The 21473-nt window shown below is 57.3% G+C and carries 28 protein-coding genes; 2 read left to right on the top strand and 26 right to left on the bottom strand.

Features of this window, described 5'->3' with window-relative positions:
* Positions 1-233: 233 nt before the first annotated feature.
* The 25 genes from rplO to BBPC_RS01680 all read right to left on the bottom strand — a co-directional run bounded on the left by rplO (position 234) and on the right by BBPC_RS01680 (position 16734).
* Complete coding sequence (rplO, locus tag BBPC_RS01800; protein ID WP_003835984.1) at positions 234-680, bottom strand: 50S ribosomal protein L15; 447 nt, start codon at positions 678-680, stop codon at positions 234-236.
* A 2-nt stretch (positions 681-682) separates the two neighbouring features.
* Positions 683-868 (bottom strand): 50S ribosomal protein L30, encoded by a 186-nt coding sequence (gene rpmD, locus BBPC_RS01795; RefSeq protein WP_171842402.1) that lies wholly within the window; start codon positions 866-868, stop codon positions 683-685.
* Positions 865-1590, bottom strand: coding sequence for a 30S ribosomal protein S5 (rpsE, locus tag BBPC_RS01790; RefSeq protein ID WP_003835987.1), 726 nt, complete (start codon positions 1588-1590; stop codon positions 865-867). The genes rpmD and rpsE overlap by 4 nt, the downstream gene beginning before the upstream one ends.
* Positions 1587-1958: a 50S ribosomal protein L18 gene (gene rplR / locus BBPC_RS01785; protein WP_003835989.1), complete on the bottom strand. Its 372-nt coding sequence runs from the start codon at positions 1956-1958 to the stop codon at positions 1587-1589. Before rplR ends, rpsE begins: the two co-directional genes overlap by 4 nt.
* Complete coding sequence (gene rplF, locus BBPC_RS01780) at positions 1958-2497, bottom strand: 50S ribosomal protein L6 (protein ID WP_004220018.1); 540 nt, start codon at positions 2495-2497, stop codon at positions 1958-1960. Before rplF ends, rplR begins: the two co-directional genes overlap by 1 nt.
* A 17-nt stretch (positions 2498-2514) precedes the next feature.
* Entirely contained in the window at positions 2515-2913 is a 399-nt protein-coding gene (rpsH, locus tag BBPC_RS01775) for a 30S ribosomal protein S8 (protein ID WP_003808048.1), read from the bottom strand.
* A gap of 84 nt (positions 2914-2997) precedes the next feature.
* Complete coding sequence (locus BBPC_RS01770) at positions 2998-3183, bottom strand: type Z 30S ribosomal protein S14 (RefSeq protein ID WP_003808046.1); 186 nt, start codon at positions 3181-3183, stop codon at positions 2998-3000.
* A 1-nt stretch (position 3184) separates the two neighbouring features.
* Complete coding sequence (gene rplE / locus BBPC_RS01765; RefSeq protein WP_003835992.1) at positions 3185-3757, bottom strand: 50S ribosomal protein L5; 573 nt, start codon at positions 3755-3757, stop codon at positions 3185-3187.
* Positions 3754-4089: a 50S ribosomal protein L24 gene (gene rplX, locus BBPC_RS01760; RefSeq protein WP_003808040.1), complete on the bottom strand. Its 336-nt coding sequence runs from the start codon at positions 4087-4089 to the stop codon at positions 3754-3756. Before rplX ends, rplE begins: the two co-directional genes overlap by 4 nt.
* 1 nt (position 4090) lies before the next feature.
* Positions 4091-4459: a 50S ribosomal protein L14 gene (rplN, locus tag BBPC_RS01755; RefSeq protein WP_003808038.1), complete on the bottom strand. Its 369-nt coding sequence runs from the start codon at positions 4457-4459 to the stop codon at positions 4091-4093.
* A 91-nt stretch (positions 4460-4550) separates the two neighbouring features.
* Positions 4551-4811 carry a 30S ribosomal protein S17 gene (gene rpsQ, locus BBPC_RS01750; protein WP_003808036.1) on the bottom strand — a complete coding sequence of 87 codons (261 nt, stop codon included), beginning with the start codon at positions 4809-4811 and terminating at the stop codon, positions 4551-4553.
* Complete coding sequence (gene rpmC, locus BBPC_RS01745) at positions 4811-5068, bottom strand: 50S ribosomal protein L29 (protein ID WP_003835994.1); 258 nt, start codon at positions 5066-5068, stop codon at positions 4811-4813. Before rpmC ends, rpsQ begins: the two co-directional genes overlap by 1 nt.
* Complete coding sequence (gene rplP, locus BBPC_RS01740; protein ID WP_003835996.1) at positions 5068-5487, bottom strand: 50S ribosomal protein L16; 420 nt, start codon at positions 5485-5487, stop codon at positions 5068-5070. The genes rpmC and rplP overlap by 1 nt, the downstream gene beginning before the upstream one ends.
* Positions 5488-5495: 8 nt before the next feature.
* Positions 5496-6299, bottom strand: a complete 804-nt coding sequence (gene rpsC / locus BBPC_RS01735; RefSeq protein ID WP_003835997.1) for a 30S ribosomal protein S3 — start codon at positions 6297-6299, stop codon at positions 5496-5498.
* Positions 6300-6301: 2 nt separating this feature from the next.
* Positions 6302-6661 carry a 50S ribosomal protein L22 gene (gene rplV / locus BBPC_RS01730; protein WP_003808026.1) on the bottom strand — a complete coding sequence of 120 codons (360 nt, stop codon included), beginning with the start codon at positions 6659-6661 and terminating at the stop codon, positions 6302-6304.
* Between the two features lie 16 nt (positions 6662-6677).
* Positions 6678-6956 (bottom strand): 30S ribosomal protein S19, encoded by a 279-nt coding sequence (gene rpsS / locus BBPC_RS01725; RefSeq protein WP_003808025.1) that lies wholly within the window; start codon positions 6954-6956, stop codon positions 6678-6680.
* A 15-nt stretch (positions 6957-6971) separates the two neighbouring features.
* Entirely contained in the window at positions 6972-7802 is an 831-nt protein-coding gene (rplB, locus tag BBPC_RS01720; protein ID WP_003835999.1) for a 50S ribosomal protein L2, read from the bottom strand.
* 36 nt (positions 7803-7838) lie between these two features.
* Positions 7839-8135 (bottom strand): 50S ribosomal protein L23, encoded by a 297-nt coding sequence (gene rplW, locus BBPC_RS01715; RefSeq protein WP_003808021.1) that lies wholly within the window; start codon positions 8133-8135, stop codon positions 7839-7841.
* A 5-nt stretch (positions 8136-8140) separates the two neighbouring features.
* Positions 8141-8806, bottom strand: a complete 666-nt coding sequence (gene rplD / locus BBPC_RS01710) for a 50S ribosomal protein L4 (protein WP_004220019.1) — start codon at positions 8804-8806, stop codon at positions 8141-8143.
* Between the two features lie 6 nt (positions 8807-8812).
* Positions 8813-9454 (bottom strand): 50S ribosomal protein L3, encoded by a 642-nt coding sequence (rplC, locus tag BBPC_RS01705; protein WP_003836003.1) that lies wholly within the window; start codon positions 9452-9454, stop codon positions 8813-8815.
* Between the two features lie 17 nt (positions 9455-9471).
* On the bottom strand, positions 9472-9780 hold the full coding sequence (gene rpsJ, locus BBPC_RS01700; protein WP_003808013.1) for a 30S ribosomal protein S10: 309 nt from the start codon (positions 9778-9780) through the stop codon (positions 9472-9474).
* A 477-nt stretch (positions 9781-10257) separates the two neighbouring features.
* Positions 10258-12987 carry a bifunctional acetaldehyde-CoA/alcohol dehydrogenase gene (adhE, locus tag BBPC_RS01695; RefSeq protein WP_004220022.1) on the bottom strand — a complete coding sequence of 910 codons (2730 nt, stop codon included), beginning with the start codon at positions 12985-12987 and terminating at the stop codon, positions 10258-10260.
* A gap of 353 nt (positions 12988-13340) precedes the next feature.
* Positions 13341-14312 carry a helix-turn-helix domain-containing protein gene (locus BBPC_RS01690; protein WP_004220023.1) on the bottom strand — a complete coding sequence of 324 codons (972 nt, stop codon included), beginning with the start codon at positions 14310-14312 and terminating at the stop codon, positions 13341-13343.
* A 39-nt stretch (positions 14313-14351) separates the two neighbouring features.
* Positions 14352-15392, bottom strand: a complete 1041-nt coding sequence (locus BBPC_RS01685; protein WP_004220024.1) for an NAD(P)-dependent alcohol dehydrogenase — start codon at positions 15390-15392, stop codon at positions 14352-14354.
* A 73-nt stretch (positions 15393-15465) separates the two neighbouring features.
* Positions 15466-16734: an MFS transporter gene (locus BBPC_RS01680; RefSeq protein WP_033524200.1), complete on the bottom strand. Its 1269-nt coding sequence runs from the start codon at positions 16732-16734 to the stop codon at positions 15466-15468.
* 217 nt (positions 16735-16951) lie between these two features.
* On the opposite strand from BBPC_RS01680, the gene BBPC_RS01675 reads away from it, so the two are divergent.
* Positions 16952-18082 carry an ROK family protein gene (locus BBPC_RS01675; protein ID WP_022245321.1) on the top strand — a complete coding sequence of 377 codons (1131 nt, stop codon included), beginning with the start codon at positions 16952-16954 and terminating at the stop codon, positions 18080-18082.
* Between the two features lie 168 nt (positions 18083-18250).
* On the opposite strand, the gene BBPC_RS01670 is transcribed toward BBPC_RS01675, so the two are convergent.
* Positions 18251-18652: a VOC family protein gene (locus BBPC_RS01670; RefSeq protein WP_004220029.1), complete on the bottom strand. Its 402-nt coding sequence runs from the start codon at positions 18650-18652 to the stop codon at positions 18251-18253.
* Positions 18653-18964: 312 nt separating this feature from the next.
* Here BBPC_RS01670 and glgX point away from each other — a divergent pair, with 312 nt between their 5' ends.
* Positions 18965-21412, top strand: coding sequence for a glycogen debranching protein GlgX (glgX, locus tag BBPC_RS01665; protein WP_004220032.1), 2448 nt, complete (start codon positions 18965-18967; stop codon positions 21410-21412).
* Positions 21413-21473: the final 61 nt, after the last annotated feature.

Raw genomic sequence — 21473 nt, 5'->3', positions numbered from 1 at the left:
GGATTCCTTCCATCGACGTGCGCGCCGGCGCACCCGTGCAAAAACAGACTCTACCGGTTGAGTCTAGCGTACGGCGTCTACCTACACATGGAGTGTTCCATTGTCGGTTTTCATTAGATCTCTGGGCACTGTTTTTCGATCCCCGTACTGGACCGAAAAAACGAAGTGAGGCCTCCCCCGCCCCAGCGGGAGAAGCCTCACTTACGAGCTTAAGTCAGCTACATTCCGTGGAATCAGTCCTCGGAGATGGAGCCGCCGGCAGCCTCAATCTTGGACTTGGCAGAAGCGGAAGCCTTGACACCCTTGATGGTGTAGGCAGCCGAAACCTCGCCGTCGCCCAGGACCTTGACCGGGTAGCCGTCACGCACGGCACCCTTGGCAACCAAATCGGCAACGGTAATCTCGCCACCCTGCGGGAACAGTTCCGCAAGAGCTGCGACGTTGACGACCTGATATTCCTTCTTGAACGGGCTCTTGAAGCCACGCAGCTTCGGAAGGCGCATGTACAGCGGCAGCTGGCCACCTTCGAAGCCCGGGCGAACCTGATAGCGCTTCTTGGTACCCTTGTCGCCACGGCCCGAGGTCTTACCCTTGGAGCCTTCACCACGACCGACGCGAATGCGATCCTTCTTGGCGCCCGGAGCCGGCTTCAGGTCATGCATCTGCAGAATATCTGCCATAATCAGTCAGCCTCCTCAACGGTGACCAGGTGACGGAGAACCAGCAGCTGGCCACGAAGGGCCGGGGTGTCCTCACGAGTCACGGTCTTGCCAATCTTGTTCAGGCCCAGAGTCTGAGCCGCAGCACGCTGCTTCGGAGTGGAGTTCACCAGACCGTGGTGCAGCTTGATGTTCAGGTTAGTCATCACTCACCGTCCTTCTGAGCGGCCTTGGCCTGTGCTTCTTCACGGGCCTTGCGAGCCTCGGCGATGCCTTCGGCGCGAGCACGCAGCAGGGAGTCAGGAGCCACCTCTTCGAGGGACATGCCACGACGAGCTGCGATCTCTTCCGGCTCTTCGAGCTTCTTGAGAGCGTCGACAGTCGCACGCACCACGTTGACGGCGGTGGCGGAGCCCATCGACTTGGTCAAGACGTCGGTGATGCCAGCGCATTCCATGACAGCGCGGACTGCACCGCCGGCGATAACGCCGGTACCCGGAGCAGCCGGGCGCAGGAGCACGGTACCTGCGGCATCATGACCGATCACCGGGTGGGTGACGGTGCCCTTGACGCGCGGAACAGTGAACATGTGCTTCTTGGCATCCAGCTGGCCTTTGGCGATTGCAGCCGGGACCTCACGGGACTTGCCGTAGCCGACGCCCACGGTGCCGTTGCCGTCGCCAACCACCACGAGGGCGGCGAAGCTGAACGTACGACCACCCTTGTGGGTCTTGGACACACGGTTGATGGTCACCACGCGATCGAGCATCTCGTTCTCGTGAGATTCCTCACGACGGTTGCGACGCTCGCCACGACGACCCTCACCACGCTGGCCACGACGGGACTTGCGATCCTCGTTGGTAGCCTCAGCAGCAGCCTGAGTGTTCTGAGTTTCTTCAGCCACTTGGGTTTCCTTTTCGTTGTCGCTCACAGTGCCAGACCTCCCTCGCGGGCGCCTTCAGCGACAGCTGCGACGCGGCCATGATACTTGTTGCCGCCACGATCGAACACAACCGCGGTGATGCCTGCGTCCTGAGCCTTCTTGGCAATCAGTTCGCCGACCTTCTTGGCGGCTTCGGTCTTGGTGCCCTCAAAACCAGCGAAATCGCTCATCAGAGTGGATTCGCTCACCAAGGTAATGCCCTTGGTGTCGTCGATGATCTGGGCAACCATGTGACGGTTGGAACGGGTAACCACCAGACGCGGGAGCTCCGGGGTACCGCTGATACGCTTGCGCAGACGAGCGTGACGGCGCTGGAGCGCGACCTTCTTGCCCTTACCGAAAATCTGGACGCTCATTACTTACCAGCCTTTCCAGCCTTGCGCAGGATGCGTTCATCCGAGTACTTGACGCCCTTGCCCTTGTAGGGTTCCGGAGCGCGAAGCTTGCGGATGTTAGCGGCGCACTGGCCGACAGCCTGCTTGTCGATACCCTTGACGATCACCTGATTCGGGTTCGGCAGTTCGAACTCGATGCCTTCCGGCGGCTCAACGGTGATGGTGTGGGAATAACCGAGGGAGAACTCGATACCCTTACCCTTCGCCTGAGCACGGTAACCGGTGCCGACGATATCCAGGGTCTTGGCATAGCCCTCGTGCACGCCCTTGACCATGCTCGCCACAATGGAACGAGCCAGGCCGTGCTTTGCACGGGTCGGGCGCAGATCGTCAGCCGGGACGAGGATGATCTCGTTGCCTTCGACCTGAGCGGTGATGCCTTCCGGAATCTCGTAGGAGTCAGTGCCCTTAGCGCCCTTGGCGGTGAAGGACTGACCGTCGATCTTAACTTCCACGCCAGCAGGAATGGTGACGGGGAGCTTACCAATATGCGATGCCATGTTTCAGCTCTCCTTTCTCACCAAACGAAAGCGACGATTTCGCCGCCGATGCCTCGGTCGAGGCATTCCTTCTGGGTCAGCAGTCCCGAGCTAGTCGAGATGATTGCGATGCCAAGGCCACCGAGCGGCATCGGCAGAGCATCGGACTTTGCGTAACGACGCAGGCCCGGCTTGGAGATGCGCTTGATGCCCTGGATGGAACGCTCGCCGTTCGGACCATACTTGAGGGTGACCTCGAGAGTCTGGCCGACCTTGGCTTCCTTAGCGGTGAAGTCCTTGATGTAGCCTTCGCGCTTCAGAATCTCGGCGATGTTCGCCTTGAACTTGGAGTACGGCATATCCACGGTTTCGTGCTTTGCCGCGCTCGCATTACGCAGACGCGTAAGCATGTCTGCGATCGGATCTGTCATTGTCATTTGGGCTTATTGCCCTTTCTCGCCGTGGTTTCCGCCGCCCGCACGCTTTTCAGCGATTGGGCCGCGGACCTTCAGCGTCGTTATTTACCAACTGGACTTCGTAACGCCGGGCAGCTCGCCGCGGTGGGCCTTCTCACGAAGGCAGATGCGGCAAAGGCCGAACTTGCGGTAGACGGAGTGAGGACGACCGCAGACCTGGCAACGCGTGTAAGCGCGCACCTTGAACTTCGGCTTAGCGGCCGCCTTGTTCTTAAGAGCGGTTTTTGCCATATCAGTTCTCCTTGAAGGGGAAGCCGAGATGCTTCAGGAGCACGCGAGCTTCCTTGTCGTCCTTGGTGCTGGTCACCACGGTGATATCCATACCGCGCTGGTGATCGATCGAATCCGGATCGATCTCGTGGAACATGGACTGCTCGGTGAGACCAAAGTTGTAGTTGCCCTGACCGTCGAACTGGTTGCCGTTGATGCCACGGAAATCGCGGATACGCGGCAGAGCCATGGTCAGAAGGCGATCCAGGAACTCCCACATGCGCTCGCCACGCAGGGTGACGTAAGCGCCGATGGCCTGGCCTTCACGCAGGTGGAACTGTGCGACGGACTTCTTGGCCTTGGTGATCTTCGGCTTCTGGCCGGTGATCAGGGTGAGGTCCTTGACGGCGCCTTCGATGAGCTTGGAGTCGCGAGCAGCGGCGCCAACGCCCATGGAGACGACGACCTTCTGGACGCGAGCAACCTGCATCGGGTTGGAGTAGTGGAATTCCTTCTCCAGCTCCGGCACGATCTGCTCGTTATACTTTTGCTTCAAGCGCGGAGTTGCCGGCGCTTCGACAGTGGTATCGGTCATGCCAGCTCCTTTCCGGACTTCTTGGCAACACGCACACGCACGGTCTTCACCTTGCCGTCGCGAGCCTCTTCCTTTTCGACGATGCGCACGCGGGTCGGCTGCTTGGTCTCCGGATCGATGACCATCACGTTGGAGCGATGAATCGGAGCCTCGACAGCCACGATGCCGGCCTGCTGGCCCTGCTGCGTAGCGCGAACGTGCTTCTTGACGATCTGCACGCCTTCAACGATCAAACGATCGTCCTTGAGCACCTGCTTGACGGTGCCTTCCTTGCCGCGATCCTTGCCGCGGATGACCTTGACCAGGTCGCCGCTCTTAATCTTGGCTGCCATGTCAGATCACCTCCGGGGCGAGGGACACGATCTTCATGAAGCGCTTGTCGCGCAGTTCACGACCGACCGGTCCGAAGATACGAGTGCCCTTCGGTTCACGGCCAGAGCCGAGAATGACGGCGGCGTTCTCGTCGAACTTGATGTAGGAGCCGTCCACACGACGGTGCTCCTTGACAGTGCGGACGACGACAGCCTTGACGACGTCGCCCTTCTTGACCGACCCGCCAGGGATGGCGTCCTTGACGGAGGCGACGATCACGTCGCCGATGCCGGCATAGCGTCGCTTCGATCCGCCGAGCACTCGGATGGCGAGGAGTTCCTTCGCACCCGTGTTGTCGGCGACATGAAGCCGCGTTTCCTGCTGAATCATTGATTCTCCTTAGCCGAGCTGGTTCTCCCCAAGCACCCCGCCTGCCTGCTTGAAGCAGGCGGGGTGACTCACGGAGCCTTGCCGAACTTATTTACTTAGCGCGCTCGATGATGCTATCGAGACGCCAACGCTTGGTCTTGCTCAGGGGCCGAGTCTCCATAATACTCACGAGGTCGCCAATGTGAGCCTCGTTGTGTTCATCATGGACCTTGACCGTACGAGTGGAACGCACGACCTTGCCGTACAGCGGGTGGGTCGAACGCTGCTCGAGCTCGACGGAAATCGTCTTGTCCATCTTATCGGACACGACGTAACCGCGACGAACCTTGCGGAAGTTACGCTCTTCAGCCATTACTTCTCCTCAGCTTTCGTTTCGGTCGCCTCGGGGGCCTGGCTGATGCCGAGCTCACGCTCGCGCAGGACGGTGTACATCCTGGCGATGTCGTGCTTGACCGCCTTGAGGCGGGCGGTGTTTTCGAGCTGACCGGTCGCGGACTGGAAGCGCAGGTTGAACAGCTCTTCCTTGGACTTCTTGAGGAAGCCCTCGATCTCCTCGTTGGTCTTCTCGTTCAGATTCTTCATGGTGTAGTCTGCAGTTCCGACTGCCATCAGATGTCACCGCCTTCACGAGCAATAACACGGCACTTCATAGGGAGCTTGTCGATTGCGCGGCGCAGAGCCTCGCGAGCGACATCCTCGGACACGCCACCGATCTCGAACATAACGCGACCCGGGTGGACGTTAGCGATCCAGAATTCCGGAGTACCCTTACCGGAACCCATTCGGGTGCCAAGCGGCTTCTTGGTCAGCGGACGATCCGGGAAGATCGTGATCCACACGCGGCCACCACGCTTGATGTAGCGGGTCATGGCAATACGAGCGGCCTCGATCTGGCGGTTGGTCACATAAGCTGGAGCCAGAGCCTGGATACCGAAATCGCCGAATGCGATCTCGTTTCCGCCCTTGGACATGCCACGGCGGACCGGACGGTGCTGCTTACGATACTTGGTTCTCTTTGGGATAAGCATTTCTCAGCTCACTCCTTCGTTTCCGTTGCGGCAGGTGCCTCAGCTGCGGCCGGAGCCTCTGCTGCTGCGTTCTGCTGCGGGGCAGCATTGCGCTGGCCACGACGCGGACGGCGATCGCCGCGGCGACCCTGGCGGTTGTTGCTCTGCTGTGCCTGCTGCTCTTCGAACTCACGCTCGGTCATGTCACCCTTGTAGATCCAGACCTTCACGCCGATACGGCCGTAAGTGGTCTTGGCTTCGAAGAAGCCGTAATCGATGAGGGCGCGCAGGGTCTGCAGCGGAACGCGACCCTCGCGATAGAACTCGGAACGGCTCATTTCGGCGCCACCAAGGCGGCCGGAGAGCTTGATACGAATACCCTTGGCGCCTGCACGCATGGCATCCTGCTGGGCCTTACGCATCGCGCGACGGAAGGTCACGCGGTTGGTGAGCTGCTCAGCGATGCCCTGTGCGACGAGCTGGGCGTCCAGTGCTGCGTTCTTCACTTCGAAGATGTTGAGCTGGACCTGCTTGCCGGTGAGCTTCTCAAGCTTGGCGCGAACGCGCTCAGCTTCAGCACCACGGCGGCCGATGACGATGCCCGGGCGAGCGGTGTGGATGTCCACACGCACGCGGTCGCGGGTACGCTCGATGACGATACGGGACACGCCCGCACGCTCGAGATCCTTGCTCATGGCCTTGCGGATGACGTCATCTTCGAGAACGAAGTCGCGGTAGCGTTCGCCGACCTTGTTGGAATCGGAGAACCACTTGGAACGATGGCTCTCAGTGATTCCCAGGCGGTAGCCAAACGGATTGATCTTCTGACCCATCTTTAGCGGTTTCCTTCCTTGTTAGCGACGACGACCGTGATGTGGCTGGTGCGCTTGTTGATACGAGCGGCACGGCCCTGTGCACGAGCGCGGAAACGCTTGAGCGTCACGCCTTCGTCCACATAGGTCTCCTTCACGACCAGGTCGTTCTCACGGAACGGTTCGCCGGCCTTGTCGGCCTTCACGCGAGCGTTCGCGATGGCGCTCTCTAGGACCTTACGCACCGGAAGGGATGCGTCCTGCGGAGCGAACTTCAGAATGGTGATGGCTTCGGTCGCCTTCTTGCCTCGGATGAGGTCGACCATACGGCGAGCCTTGCGCGGCGTCACGCGGACGTGACGAGCGATTGCTTTAGCTTCCATGTGTCCTTACTCTCCTTTAGCGGCGTGCCTTCTTGTCGTCCTTCACATGACCCTTGAAGGTCTTGGTCGGGGCGAACTCACCGAGCTTGTGGCCAACCATGGATTCGGTGACGAACACCGGAACGTGCTTGCGGCCATCGTGAACGGCGAAGGTGTGTCCGATGAAATCAGGGGTGATCATCGAACGACGGGACCACGTCTTGATGACGTTGTGCGTACCCTTCTCGTTCTGCTCGTCGACTTTCTTCTGCAGGTGGGCGTCGACGAAGGGGCCCTTCTTGATGCTACGAGTCATCTACTCGACACTCCCTTACTTACGGTTCTTACCATTCGGGCGACGACGAACAATCATCTTGTTCGAAGCCTTCTTCGGACGGCGGGTACGAACCTCGCCCTTGCCCCACGGAGAAACCGGCGGCTTGCCACCGCGGGTACGACCGCCGTGCGGGTGATCGACAGGGTTCATGGATTCACCACGGGTGATCGGGCGCTTGCCCATCCAACGTGCACGACCTGCCTTACCGAGCTGGATGTTGGCGTGATCAGAGTTGCCGACCTCACCAACGGTTGCGCGGCAGCGAGCATCCACGTTGCGGATTTCGCCGGACGGCATACGCAGCTGGGCGTAAGCGCCATCCTTGGCGACGAGCTGCACGGAAGCACCTGCGGAACGAGCGATCTTGGCGCCACCCAGCGGGCGGAGCTCAATCGCGTGCACCACGGTACCAGTCGGGATGTTGCGCAGCGGCAGGTTGTTGCCCGGCTTGATATCAGCCTGGGCGCCGGTCTCGATGACGTCACCCTGCTTGATGCCTTCCGGAGCGATGATGTAACGCTTCTCACCATCTGCGTAGTGCAGCAGTGCGATGCGAGCGGAACGGTTCGGGTCGTACTCAATGTGAGCGACCGTTGCCGGCACGCCGTCCTTGTCCCAACGCTTGAAGTCGATGAGACGGTACTGGCGCTTGTGACCGCCGCCACGATGACGGGAGGTCATACGGCCGTAGGAGTTACGACCGCCAGTCTTGCTGAGTTTGCGAACCAGCGACTTCTCAGGCGTGGAACGCGTAAGCTCGGAGAAGTCCGAGACGGACGCGTTACGGCGGCCTGCAGTCGTCGGCTTATAAACGCGGATAGCCATAATCTAGTTCTTCCTTTAACTTTTCTCGGCTAGCCTTCAGTTACCGAAGATGTCGATCGTCTGGCCCTCGGCGACGGTCACGATAGCGCGCTTCTGATTGACGCGCTGGCCGAAACCGTTGCGGGTGCGCTGACGCTTGCCGGCGCGGTTGAGGGTGTTGACGTTCGTCACCTTGACATTGAAGATCTCTTCGATTGCCTGCTTGATCTGGACCTTGTTCGCGTTCGGGGCCACCACGAAGGTGTACTGACCGCGATCGGACAGAGCGTAGCTCTTCTCAGAAACGACAGGCTTGAGGATGATGTCGTGTGCGGGCTTGTGAATAGCGACCATGAAAATCAGGCCTCCTTTGCAGCCGGCTCAGCCTTCGCAGCAAGGAAAGCGTCGAAGCCTTCCTTGGAGAAGACCACGTACTGAGCGGTGACCACATCGTACGTGTTGAGCTGATCGGCGAAGATCGGGTGAACGGTCGGGATGTTACGAACGGAAAGCCATTCGTTCACATTCTCGCGAGAGAGCACCACGGTGGTGAACTTGTTCTCGGTCACCGGGGTAAGAGCGGCAACAGCGGCCTTGGTGGACGGGGCTTCGGAAACGCCGAAGTCCACGACTGCCACGCGACCTGCGTTGGCGCGATCGGAAAGCACGTACTTGAGAGCAGCGGCCTTCATCTTCTTCGGGGTGCGCTGGGAGTAGTCACGCGGCTGCGGACCGAACACGGTGCCACCGTGGTACCACTGCGGTGCACGAATGGAGCCCTGACGAGCACGACCGGTGCCCTTCTGCTTCCACGGCTTGCGGCCACCGCCGGAAACCATACCGCGAGTCTTGGTGGCATGAGTGCCCTGACGAGCAGCGGCGCGCTGGGCCACCACAACCTGGTGGATCAGCGGGATACGGGACTGGACTTCTTCGGCGGAGAAGCCGAAGATCTCAGCCGGAGCCTCAACGGTTCCGGCTGCATTGCCCTGGTTATCGGTAACGTTCAGAGTAACGTTTGCCATGATTTATCAGGCTCCCTTCACTGCCGAACGGACGAGAACGATGCTGCCCTTCGGGCCCGGGATGGCGCCCTTGATGGCGAGCACGCCGTTCTCAACATCCGACGAAACGATGGTGAGGTTCAGCGTGGTGTTGGTTACATGACCCATGCGGCCAGCCATACGCTTGCCCTTGAGGATACGGCTCGGGGTAGCGCATGCGCCAACAGAGCCAGGACGACGCTCGTTCTTGTGAGAGCCGTGGGTACGACGATAGGACTTGAAGCCCCAGCGCTTGATGGTGCCTGCGAAGCCCTTGCCCTTGGTGGTACCGGTCACATCGACCAGGGTGCCCTCCGGGAACAGCTCAGCGGTCAGCTCCTGACCCGGCTCGAACTCTTCGGCGTTATCGGTGCGGACCTCAGCGAGGTGACGACGCGGGGTGACGCCAGCCTTGGCGAAGTGGCCGGCAAGCGGCTTAGTCACCTTGGTCGGGTCAACCTGGCCGTAGCCAAGCTGAACAGCCTTGTAGCCGTCGGACTCTTCGGACTTGACAGCAGTCACCACGTTGGTGGAGACGTCAACGAGGGTCACAGGAACGAAGAAACCGTTCTCGTCCCAGACCTGAGACATGCCGAGCTTCTTGCCCAGCAGTGCGGTGCGATTAGACATAATGGTTCCCTCCTCCCTTACAGCTTGATCTCGATGTTCACATCTGCGGGCAGATCAATGTGCATAAGGGAATCCACGGCCTTCGGGGTCGGGTCCACAATGTCGATGAGACGCTTATGAGTACGCATCTCGAAATGCTCGCGAGAATCCTTGTACTTGTGAGGAGAACGGATAACGACGAACACGTTCTTCTCGGTCGGGAGCGGAACCGGGCCAACCACAGTTGCGCCCGCGTTCGTCACCGTTTCGACGATCTTCTTCGCCGATTGGTCGATGACCTCATGGTCATAGGACTTAAGCCTGATGCGGATTTTCTGTCCCGCCATTGCCTTCCGCCCTTTCTAGCGATTCGTTAGTTACTGTTTACCAGCCTGCTTCTCAAAGGGCACCGGCGCAGAAGACCCCCGAAACCGTGGAAGTTCCGTGGTCATACCACATCAGTGCGCAGCCATGCAGTTTTCACTCTCGTGATCACTGTGCCACGCTCGCTTTTTTAATTCCAATTTGCGAGCCCTAAAATCAGGCAACTTCTTTATTTAAGCATCAGGGGTAGTCTTAAGAAATCCTCGCGTGTCGCGGTCTCAAGTCCTGTTTTCAAGTCCCTGAAAACGAATGAGATGCACATTGCCGATCGTCTGTTGCGATCATACTGCAGCATCATCCGAAAATGCTTTTCCACATATAAAAAACGAGGAATCCGGTTGAACGAATCCAACCAAATTCCTCGTTATCTATGATGCTTGCCGATATAACGCAAGCACCTTATATGTAGGTCACTGCTGATGGCCTATACATGAAGCGACTCATGCACGCTCGGAAGCTTCTTCCGTGGCGGCCTCGCCCTGACGCTGGACGCGCAGCTTGTGCCCCTCGGCCTGGCTGACGCCGTAGTATGCGGCGATGGCGATGTCCTTCATATCCTCGATCTGCGGGATACGCGGATTTGCCGGAGCGCACTGATCCTCATAGGCACGCATGCCGATCTGATCGAGGATGGACCAGAAGTAGTCCTCGTCCACACCGCACTCCTGGAAGCTCTTGTTCATGCCGAGCTTGTTGTCGCGGTAGTCCTCGACGGCCTTGGCCAGGTTCTCAACGCCCTCTTCCGGAGTCTTGCCCGGGTTCACGCCAAGGTTCTTGGCGATCTCCTGGTAACGTTCCGGAGCGATGTACTTGTTGTACTTCGGCCAGCTGGTCGGTTCCTCCGGAATGGAGCCGTTGTAGCGGATGACGTACGGCAGCAGGATGGAGTTGGTACGACCATGGGCAACGTGGCACAGGGCACCGATGGTGTGGGCCATGCCGTGGCACATGCCGAGGAATGCGGAGCCGAATGCCATGCCGGCCATGGTGGCGGCGTTGTGCATCTTCTCCTGGGCCTTGATCTTGTCTTCACCCGGCTCGCCGTTGACGGACTCGGCGAGGTTGTCCCAAATCAACTTGGCCGCGTGCAACGCCATGCCATCGGTGAAATCGTTGGCATAGACGGAGACGTAAGCCTCGAAGGAGTGGGTCAGGGCGTCGAAGCCAGCATCGGATGCGAGCTTGCGCGGCTGGGTACGCGCCAGCACCGGATCGACGATGGCGACGGACGGGGTCAGCGCGTAATCGGTGATCGGGTACTTGTAGCCGGTCTTGTGATCGGTGATCACAGCGAACGGCGTGACTTCGGAACCGGTGCCGGAAGAGGTCGGGATGCACACGAGCTTGGCCTTCTTGCCCAGCGGCGGGATCTTGAAGGCGCGCTTACGGATATCGAAGAACTTCTCACGCACGTCGGAGAAGGAGATTTCCGGGTGCTCGTACAGCAGCCACATGATCTTGGAGGCGTCCATCGGGGAACCACCGCCGACGGCGATGATGGTGTCCGGCTCGAACTCCTCACGCATCATGGTGGCACCGCGCTCGACGGTTTCGACGCTCGGTTCCGGCTCGACGTAGTCGATGATGCGGAAGGTCACACGGTTGGAACGTGCGCGGAGCTGGTCGATGATCTTGTCGACCACACCGAGCTGCTCCATGACCTTATCGCACACGATGACGGCCCTCTCGATGCCGTACATGTCGCGCAGGTACTTGATGGCGTTCGGCTCGAAGTAAGTCTTGGCCGGAATCTTGAACCACTGCATGTTGTTGTTCCTCCGAGCGATGCGCTTGATGTTGAGAAGGTTAACTGCCTGAACGTTGCCAGACACGGAGTTGCCGCCGTAGGAGCCGCAGCCGAGGGTCAGCGACGGTGCGATGGCGTTGTAGATGTCGCCCACGCCGCCGAGGGAGCTCGGAGAGTTCCAGATGATGCGGCATGCGTGCATGCGCTGGCCGTATTCGCGGACCAGAGCCTGATCGTTGGTGTGGATGGCTGCGGTGTGGCCTGCACCATGCTTGAGCATGGCTTCGCACATTTCGAAGGCCTGTTCCTTGTTGTCGGACTTCAGTACGGCCTGGACCGGAGCGAGCTTCTCCATGGTCAACGGCTCGTTCTCGCCGACTTCCTTGCACTCGGCGGCAAGAATGGTGGCGTCTTCCGGAATCTCAAAACCTGCGGCCTTGGCGATGTACTGCGGGGACTTGCCCGGCACCACAGAGTTGAGCTTCGGGGTCTGGCCGGAATATGCGGTGCAGCCGAACATGTACTGCTCGAGCTTGGCCTTCTCTTCGTCGTTCACGAAGTAGGCCTTGCGGCGCTTGAGTTCCTTGATCAGCGGAGCGTAGACTTCCTTGTCGGCGATGATGGCCTGCTCGGTGGCGCAGATCATGCCGTAATCGAAGTGCTTGGAGAGCACCAGATCGTTGGCGGCGCGCACGATGTCGACGTTCTTGTCGACATATGCCGGAGCGTTGCCAGCGCCGACGCCGAGGGCCGGCTTGCCGGAGGAATATGCCGCCTTGACCATGCCCGGGCCACCGGTGGCGAGGATGGTGGCGATACCATCATGCTTCATCAGGGCGCCGGTGGCTTCGATGGACGGGTGCTCGATCCACTGGATACAGTTCTCAGGAGCGCCTGCCGCGATGGCTGCGTCGCGCACGATCTTGGCGGCTTCGACGGAGCACTTCTGTGCGCCCGGGTGGAAGCCGAAGATGATCGGGCAGCGGGTCTTCAGCGCGATCAGCGACTTGAAGATGGCGGTGGAGGTTGGGTTGGTGACCGGGGTCACGCCGGCGACGACACCGACCGGTTCGGCGATCTCGTCGATGCCCATGACATCGTCTTCACGAATGATGCCGACGGTCTTCTGACCGGCCAGATAGTTGGTGACGTGCTCGCAGGCGAAGATGTTCTTGGTGGCCTTGTCTTCCACCAAACCACGGCCGGTTTCCTCAACGGCCATCTTGGCGAGCACCAGATGCTTGTTCAGTGCTGCGACGGAAGCCTTGGCGACGATACGGTCAACCTGCTTCTGATCGAGCTTTTCGAAATCGTCAAGAGCCTTCAGGCCCTTCTTGACCAGAGCGTCGACCTCAGCCTCAGCTGCGGCGAGCTTCTCTTCCGGAGTCGGCTTGGTCGGCTCTTCCTTCTTTGCGTCTGCCACTTGAAGTCCTCCTCGATTCTTTGGGGGTTTGCAAAGTAGTTTCCCGTTATTCCATCCGCCTCGAAGCGGATGGACGCGTTGCTGGTCTTTTGTGACCTAGGACACACTTTAGTGAGTATGCAATATGATGTTCCACTGTGTCGTGTCGCAAGAGAAATGTTATCTTCTGTTCATTTAATGTTTAGATTGCGTTCTTTTATGGAATCAAAAAGCCTCAAAAACATCATTTTGAGCGTTTTTGTTGCTTTTTATCATAAATCACACACACTTTCTCAAGTCTCACCTCCATATCTTTTATAAAAGTATCTTCTATATGATATCAATCATATCGAGCTTTTACAAAGTCGATTTATTTATCTTGTTCGTTCAATGTATTTTTTCCGCCAGCCAGTAGGAGTTTCGCCTGTTTCTTCAAAGAAGCGACGATTGAAATTCGAAGCGTTACCATATCCGCAAGCGCGACGAATCGAAGCGACGCTTTGATTCGTGGTCGTCAGCAATCTGCATGCATGCCCGATACGCAATCGTCGAACAAAATCCGAAAACCCTATTCCTGCAGCCCTTTTGAACAGACGAGAGAAAGCCGAAACGCTCATTCCGGCCTGGCGGGCGGCCAAATCCATGCTAATTTCACCGCTCAGATGCGATGAAATGTACTCGATGGCATCATTGACCACACGTTCCGCACCACTGCATACAGCCGGATCGTATCCGGACGCAACCACCGTATAGGATTCATCTGCGGGGGCATGCGCGAACACATCCAACACACGAATCAGATCACTGACACGGCAAGCAAGACTATGTTCCTCCATGTTTTCCAGAATCGAACCGGCCTGACGAGCGGATTCACCGCTCAGCACCAATGCCTGCCCCGCACGTTTCAACACCATTGCAAAACCAGACGTTTCCGGAAATCCAGACATCAGCAGACGCATGGTTTCCGGACGCACATGGCACACCACATCACGCTGACGAAGCCGCTCCCCCGGAGCGATGTCGGACACCCAATTATGCGGAAGATTTGAACCAATCAGCGCAACCTGCCCGGCCTCATACGGAACAACGGCATTGCCCGCCATCATCAATCCGGTACCTTCCCGAATCAGATGAATTTCAATATGAGGATGATGATGCCATTTCGCCAACGAGCTTGGGTAGCCATGCTTCGCCCAACGCACCGAAGCCTGCGCGTCCGGCACAATGATCTCCAATACGCCGGAATCGTTCGGACTTCCACCTTTCGGCACGAATCCACCAAAAGAGGTCTGAGCCAAAGCCGCCTTCCCATGCCGATTATCGTTGACTTGTGCAACAGCACCCATGACACAGACCCCTTTCGTCGTTCCGTAACGTGCGTAACGTCAGTCGTTTTTCACGGTAATCTGCAGCTTAATGTCTCCAGGACGCCCCTCAGCCATGCGATCGAACGCCGCCTGGGCATCCTCCATCGCATAGGTGTCGGTGATGAATGGCTTCAGATTCAGTTTACCGTTAGCCACGAGGTCAATGGCCTTCTGATACACATTGGCATAACGGAAGATATTTTCGATGCGCACCTCGGTAGCCTGCAGTTCCGTAATGTCGATGGCCACCGGATTGACCGGAATGCCAACGATAACGGCAGCGCCACCGGGAGCAATCAGCTTCCAGAATGTCTCGTATGACTTCGGCGAGCCCGAGCACTCGAAAGCCACATCAGCACCCCAGCCCCCCGTTTCCTCACGGACGCGCTCCACCAGATCCTCTTTGGTGAGATCCACCGGAATAATACCTGGAATCTGAGCCGCAATCGCCAGTTTGATTGCCGACACATCGGAGATCAGCACCTTGGAAGCGCCACCCGCCAACGCGCACGACGCGGTCAGCATGCCGACCGTGCCTGATCCGGTGACCACGCAGACATCGCCCGGCTTGATACGAGCCTTGGTGGCGGACCACATGCCCACAGCCAACGGTTCAAGCAGCGCACCCTCACCGAAGCTCACATTGTCGGGCAGCTTGTAGGTGAACGCCGCAGGATGGTTCACCGTTTCGCACAGGCAGCCATCAATCGGCGGAGTGGCAAAGAAACGCACCGCAGGATCGACGTTATACATGCCCAGTTTGCTGGCACGCGAACTCATATCCGGAATGCCGGGCTCCATGGCCACACGATCGCCCACCTTGAAGCCTTCGACGCCAGGACCGACCTCAACCACCGTGCCGGAAGCCTCATGACCGAGAATCATCGGCTGCTCCACCACATATTTACCCACGCGACCATGAGTGTAATAATGCAGGTCGGAACCGCACACACCAACGGTATGTGGCGCGATCTTCAGCTCGCCTAGACCAGGTGCGGGGGCGTCCGGCACCTCACGCACATTGATGACGCCCTGCTCTTCGAGAACGACTGCCTTCATGATTATTCTCCTTTGTGGATAATGATATTTTTTTGAGAAAAATGATGATTGAGCAATTGATATTCAATTGCGATTAGTTACGTTCGACCGCGGTAATGCGATGGCCACGATCGTCAAATCCGGGTTGATGAGGATGAATGCCGAGCGTGACCAACGATCCGATCGCATAGCAGATCGCATACGTCCAGCACACGCCGCCGAATCCGATAGTGGAAATCAGCACCGTCGCAATCAGCGGACCGAAAAACGTAGTCAGGCCGGAAGCGAGATTATGCGCGGAAATCGCAGCACCCTTATGTTCCGACGCCAACGCGGGAAACACGGCTCCCATAGGAACGAAAGCGGAAATTCCCAATCCAAGAACAACCGCATCAGCACACATAAGCACCATATTCGCCCCGAAAAACTGCGGAATGTAATACATGCCCAGCGTGCCGATCACACAGAACCAGCAGCCAAACCAGCGCATTTGCCGCATCCAACCATGCGAATCGCCCATACGACCCCAGAACACATTGCCGAAAATGGTGACCACAAACTGGAATCCCCAAATCTGACTCCATTGCGAAACCTTAAACCAAGCGCCGCCACCATTGTTGGTAGTGGCCAAGTAGAGTGGCATGATGACGGGAAAGCCGTACAACGTCAGATTGCAGATCACACGCACCACCGCAGCCAAAGCGATTTGGCGATTATGCACCAGAATGGTGACTCCTCGACTAAGCTCGCGCAGCTTGTCGGCATTGCTCATGGAAGAGGTGTCAGCACCCTTGCTTTTCGGCACCATCAGCAGGCAAATCAGCAGTCCAGCTATAGAAAAAGGCAACGAAAGCCACAGCGAGTAGTACTCGCCCACCAGCGGAATGGTGAAACTCGGCAAATATGCGCCGAACACGCCAATGCCGAACGAGTAGGCGGCCCAAAACCACCCCATGGCCGACGCGAGCTTGGCAGTATCGATGGTTTGCGCCATCAACACCACGAACGAGTAGATGAACAGCGGGTAGCCAACACCCCGCAACGCATACACGCCTAACATCAGCGGATAGACGCCGCTCGGCAGCGCCACACCAACGAACAGCAGGTGCAAAACGACCCAGGCGCTCGCGCCGATCAGCATGATGCGTTTGGCACCGAACATTTCAGCTAGCACACCGGACGCCCAGCCAGCAAGCGCAGCCATCAGCCCGTACATGGTGAACATCAGCGACGATTGTGAAGAACTGAATCCCTGGTCCACGATGTATTTGGACAAAAAAGTCAATTCAAAGCCATCGCCAGTCATGAACACCGCTATGGCGACCAAGCCGGCCAATAGCGTGCGCGGCAGACCTATCTTCATAACATGTCTCTTTTCTTGGTAGAACGTCGTTGTCACCGTCTCAACTTTTTTGTTGATAAACATATTTTCGACGCAGAAAAGTGGCAGAAAATCCTTTATGCACAGCTATTTTTGATACTTTTTTGCAATACCTGATATCTCAGACCAACACGAGACATAAGGAAAGGACTTTTATGAAGTAGTCTTGAAAAAGAAGTTGTGCAGGAAGGATCAACCAGTGAAAGCCCAATCCGCCCTATCAGTCAAAGAAGCCAATCTCAAGGCCATGACCGCGTTCATCTATACCCAAGGTTCAGCCACCAAGCAGATGTTCGAACACGAATTAGGGCTCAGCCTGCCAACCATCACGCAGAATCTGCGCGCCATGGAGGCCGACGGGCTCATCGTCAAAGGCGAGATGCAGCAATCCACCGGTGGACGCAAAGCGCAAATCTACGAATTCGCGGCACACTCCAGCGTGGCGATCGGCGTGCGCATCCAAACCACACAAATCACGGCCATCGCCATTGATCTGAACGGCAAATCCGTAGCCACCAGACAGCGCACACTCCCCTATCGCAACAACGACGCCTACTACCAGCGCATGAATGGCATCATCAACGATTTCGCGCAAGAACTGGCGAAACAAGGCAGCACGGTACTCGGCGTGGCCTTCTGCATGCAAGGCATCGTGTCGGCGGACGGCCAGTCGATCACTTTCGGCAAAATCATGGGCAACACCGGCCTGAAACTCAGCGAACTCAGCCATGGTCTCAACTATCCGTCGCTGATGATTCACGATTCCGACGCTTCTGCCATGGCGGAACTCTGGTTCGACCACAATCTGAAGGATGCCGTCTGCATCTACCTCGAACGACGCCCAGGAGGCGCGGTCATCGTGGACGGATCGCTCTACCAAGGGCCGAACCAATGCAATGGCTCAATCGAACATATGACGCTGATTCCGGGCGGAAACCCTTGCTATTGCGGGCAATTGGGATGCATGGACACGTATTGCTCGCCGGAAACGCTGATGGAGGACGGCGAAAGCCTGCCCGGCTTCTTCTCGGTATTGGAACAAGGCGAGCAGGAGCACCGCAAACGATTCTCGCAATGGCTGGATTATGTGGCGCTGGCGGTAACGAACATTCGCTCGGTGCTGGCCGGTGACGTGATCATCAGCGGTGAGGCAGCACAATATCTCGATGATGACGATATGGCCGGACTACGCGAACGCGTGGTGGAACATACGCCATTCGGCACCACGGATTTCACCCTGCGCAAGGGAATGGCGCTCGACCATCAAGACATTATCGGCGCGGCCCTGCGTTTTGTGGAACCGTACGTACGCGAACTATGCGATATGTGACCGCTTTTACACATATATTAATCGCATTAATCGCATCGCTTGCATAACAAAAGAAGCGTGTTGCCGAACCCGTATATAAGGTTCAACGCACGCTTCTTTGTTCGCTTCCGTCTGCTTCACTTGTTGTATTTTTTCAGCGATTATTTGACGGTAATCATCTAATGATAGTTATTTGACAATCTGGCAGAATTCGATGGTTTCGCCGTTCGGTCCGTATACATTGAAGTAGCGAATGCCGTGCTCCCAGAAGCTGTCGATATGCTGAATTTCAGTGTCTTTGAAATTCAGTCCGAGTTCCTTCGCGTTTTCGAACGCGGCTTCAATGTCGGGAGTATCGAACGCCCAGTGGTTGATGGCACCGGTGGTCAGCGGCGCTGGGTCGCCTTCCCAGGTTTCGATGGTCAGATGGCCGTAACGCAGGAATGCGCAACGGTTTTCACCGTTATGGAACAGTCCCGCCAACTCGAAACCGAGTTTCTTGGTATAGAATTCGATGGTTTCGTCCAGATCTTTCGCCGGCATGCCGGAATGCTGCAGATCGGTGGTGAATTCAGACATTGGTTTGGTCATAATACCCTCCTTGTGATGGTTGGTACGATACGTTTTTCCCTTTTGTGATTAGGATATGCGCTATGCGGCGATGTCAGCGGCGCATTTGCCGTCATATCGTGACACTTTTTTGCTAATTCCAGGCTGTTCAGGACGAATAAACAGCGTCAGCACCGATTTTGACGACAGCCTTGGAAGCGGCGGCGATTTTGCCGTCGAGGAAGTCCTGCACCTGCTCGAGTTCAAGCTCACGGCCGGATCAGACCGGCACGAGCGTCGACAGCCTCGACATAGTAAGTCAACAGATAATTTCAAAGTGTTTAGAATGAGGTTATGAAGAACCCGTCTTTGCACCGTTATGCAACTCGTCCAGGTCTCTACTTCACCGATGATGGTGGGGCGGATGCCATCGTCCGCTCGGAAACAGCGGACCAAGTGTGGTTTTGCGTACTTGAGCCGCTCGACCAACCCAGTGCCTTCTATGCCGACGCAGTACGATTGTTCAACGAGCCGGGGCTGACCTTCATCGATCAGGCGATGAAACAGCGCATCTGCACTCGGCGAATCCCCTCGCTCAATCTTCGCGAAACACTATTCCGCATGGACGGGCCCAATTACGGACTGTGGTACGTGCACGTGCCGCAAGCATGGGACGGCATGCAATACGGATACCGCGTCAACGGCCCATGGGACCCCGACCACGGCGTGAGCTTCAACCCGTACAAACTGTTGCTCGACCCCTATGCCAAAGGCATCGAAGGATCAATGGAGCTTGATCCCGGAGCGTTCTCCTATGAATGCGAGATCGTGAACGGCAAAGTCAAAGGTTCGCCATTCGGCCCGATGAGCACCATCGACTCCGTGGGGCATGTTCCCGTTTCCGTGGCGATAGACGATCGTGCCACCAACAAGCATGACGGTGAGCCATCACACCCGCATGTAGCATGGAGCAAAACCGTGATCTACGAGCTGCATGTCAAAGGCTTCACAGCCAACGCGCCTTGGCTTCCCAAAGAGCTTCGCGGCACCTATGCAGGTTTGGCACATCCGGCGACGCTCTCCTACCTGCAGGATTTGGGCGTCACTTCCATTGAGCTGCTGCCGATTCAAGCCAAGCAATCCGAACTGTTTCTGCAGGAACGCGGACGCGTCAACTATTGGGGATATTCGACGCTCGGCTATTTCGCGCCGGAAGCCTCATACGCCACCAAGCGCTCCCAGGAGGCCGGTGCGGCCGCAGTACGCCAGGAAGTCATCGACATGGTACGAGCCTTGCATGAGGCCGGATTCGAAGTGATTATGGACGTGGTCTACAACCACACCTGCGAATCCGGTCCGGAAGGACCGACCGTATGCTGGCGCGGACTCGACAATCTGGCATATTATCGACGCACCAAAGATAAGATCAGCCGCCTGTACGACACCACCGGCTGCGGCAACACGCTTGATTTCACCAACACGCACGTCACCACATTCGCCGTGGATTCGTTGCGCTATTGGGCCAAACGCATTGGCATCGACGGATTCCGATTCGATCTCGCGGCGACGCTGGCACGTCTCGACGGTGAATTCACCCGCTACCATCCGTTCCTGTATGCATTGCGTTCCGACATGCTGCTCGGCAATCTCAAAATGATCATGGAACCTTGGGATTGCGGTCCAAATGGCTGGCGCACCGGCGAATTCGGCATCCCCTTCGCCGAATGGAACGACAGGTTCCGCGATTGCACACGCAAATTCTGGCTGACCGACGTGGATCGCATGCGCGGTGGAGAATACGGCGAAATGACCATGCAGGAGATGGCCACACGTTTGTGCGGATCATCCGACCTGTTCGCCACCGATCCAGGCCGCGGTTCGACCGCGTCCGTGAATTACGTGGCATGCCATGACGGCTTCACCACAGCCGATCTGACCATGTACAAAACCAAGCATAACGAGACCAACGGCGAAAACAACCGCGACGGAACAAACGACAATCATTCCGTCAACTTCGGTCACGAGGGCCCCAGCGGCGATCAAATCATCGTGCAGCAACGGCAACGCGCCACCATGAACCTGCTGGGTACGCTGCTGCTTTCGCTAGGCACGCCAATGCTGCTTGCCGGCGACGAATTCGGCAATTCGCAGAACGGCAACAACAACGCCTACACGCAGGATAACGACACCACCTGGCTTGATTGGGATTGGCTGTACAGTACCGAACAAACGCCGGAATTGAAGCAGTTCAATCTCACTTCCCGTTTAATCACATTGCGTAAATCCCGCGATTTGTACAATCATGAGGATTTCTTCACTCGCCTGAGCGAAATCGGTTTGCTGAAGAAATCCGATCGCGTGCATTGGTATTTGCCGAATGGACAGATGCCAAATGATGCGGATTGGACGAATCCTTCCGTCCGTTCGTTCGCCATGCAGCTGCTATCCCCCGACGAGCCAAGTCTGCTGATTCTGATCAACGGTTCCGATGAGGTCACGCGTTTTCATCTGCCGAAAGACATCGAATGGGAGATGGTCTGGTCCTCATCGGAGATTGTCGGCGAATATCCGGGATTGGGAACGTCCATCGAACGGGTGTCGGAATTCGACGAAGAATCGGAAAGCAAGCCCGCGGGCAGGCTCCGCAACCATCTGCACCGCATCAACATGATGTACTGGCAAATGAAAGACGATGCGGACAATCTGCAATCCGCCGATGATGGGCTGTCGGAAGATGATCCGACATTGTGGACGCTTCCGGCATTGAGCATCAGCGCGATGAAGCAGATGCCAACCATCTAAACGCCAGTCAAAATACCGTCTGGAATACCAAGAAACCCCTCGGAAGTCGAATTTCCGAGGG

It is taken from the genome of Bifidobacterium pseudocatenulatum DSM 20438 = JCM 1200 = LMG 10505 (assembly GCF_001025215.1).
GTDB lineage: Bacteria > Actinomycetota > Actinomycetes > Actinomycetales > Bifidobacteriaceae > Bifidobacterium > Bifidobacterium pseudocatenulatum.
Note: the sequence above shows the minus strand (reverse complement) of the source record. Positions and strands in the feature narration are given on the sequence as shown.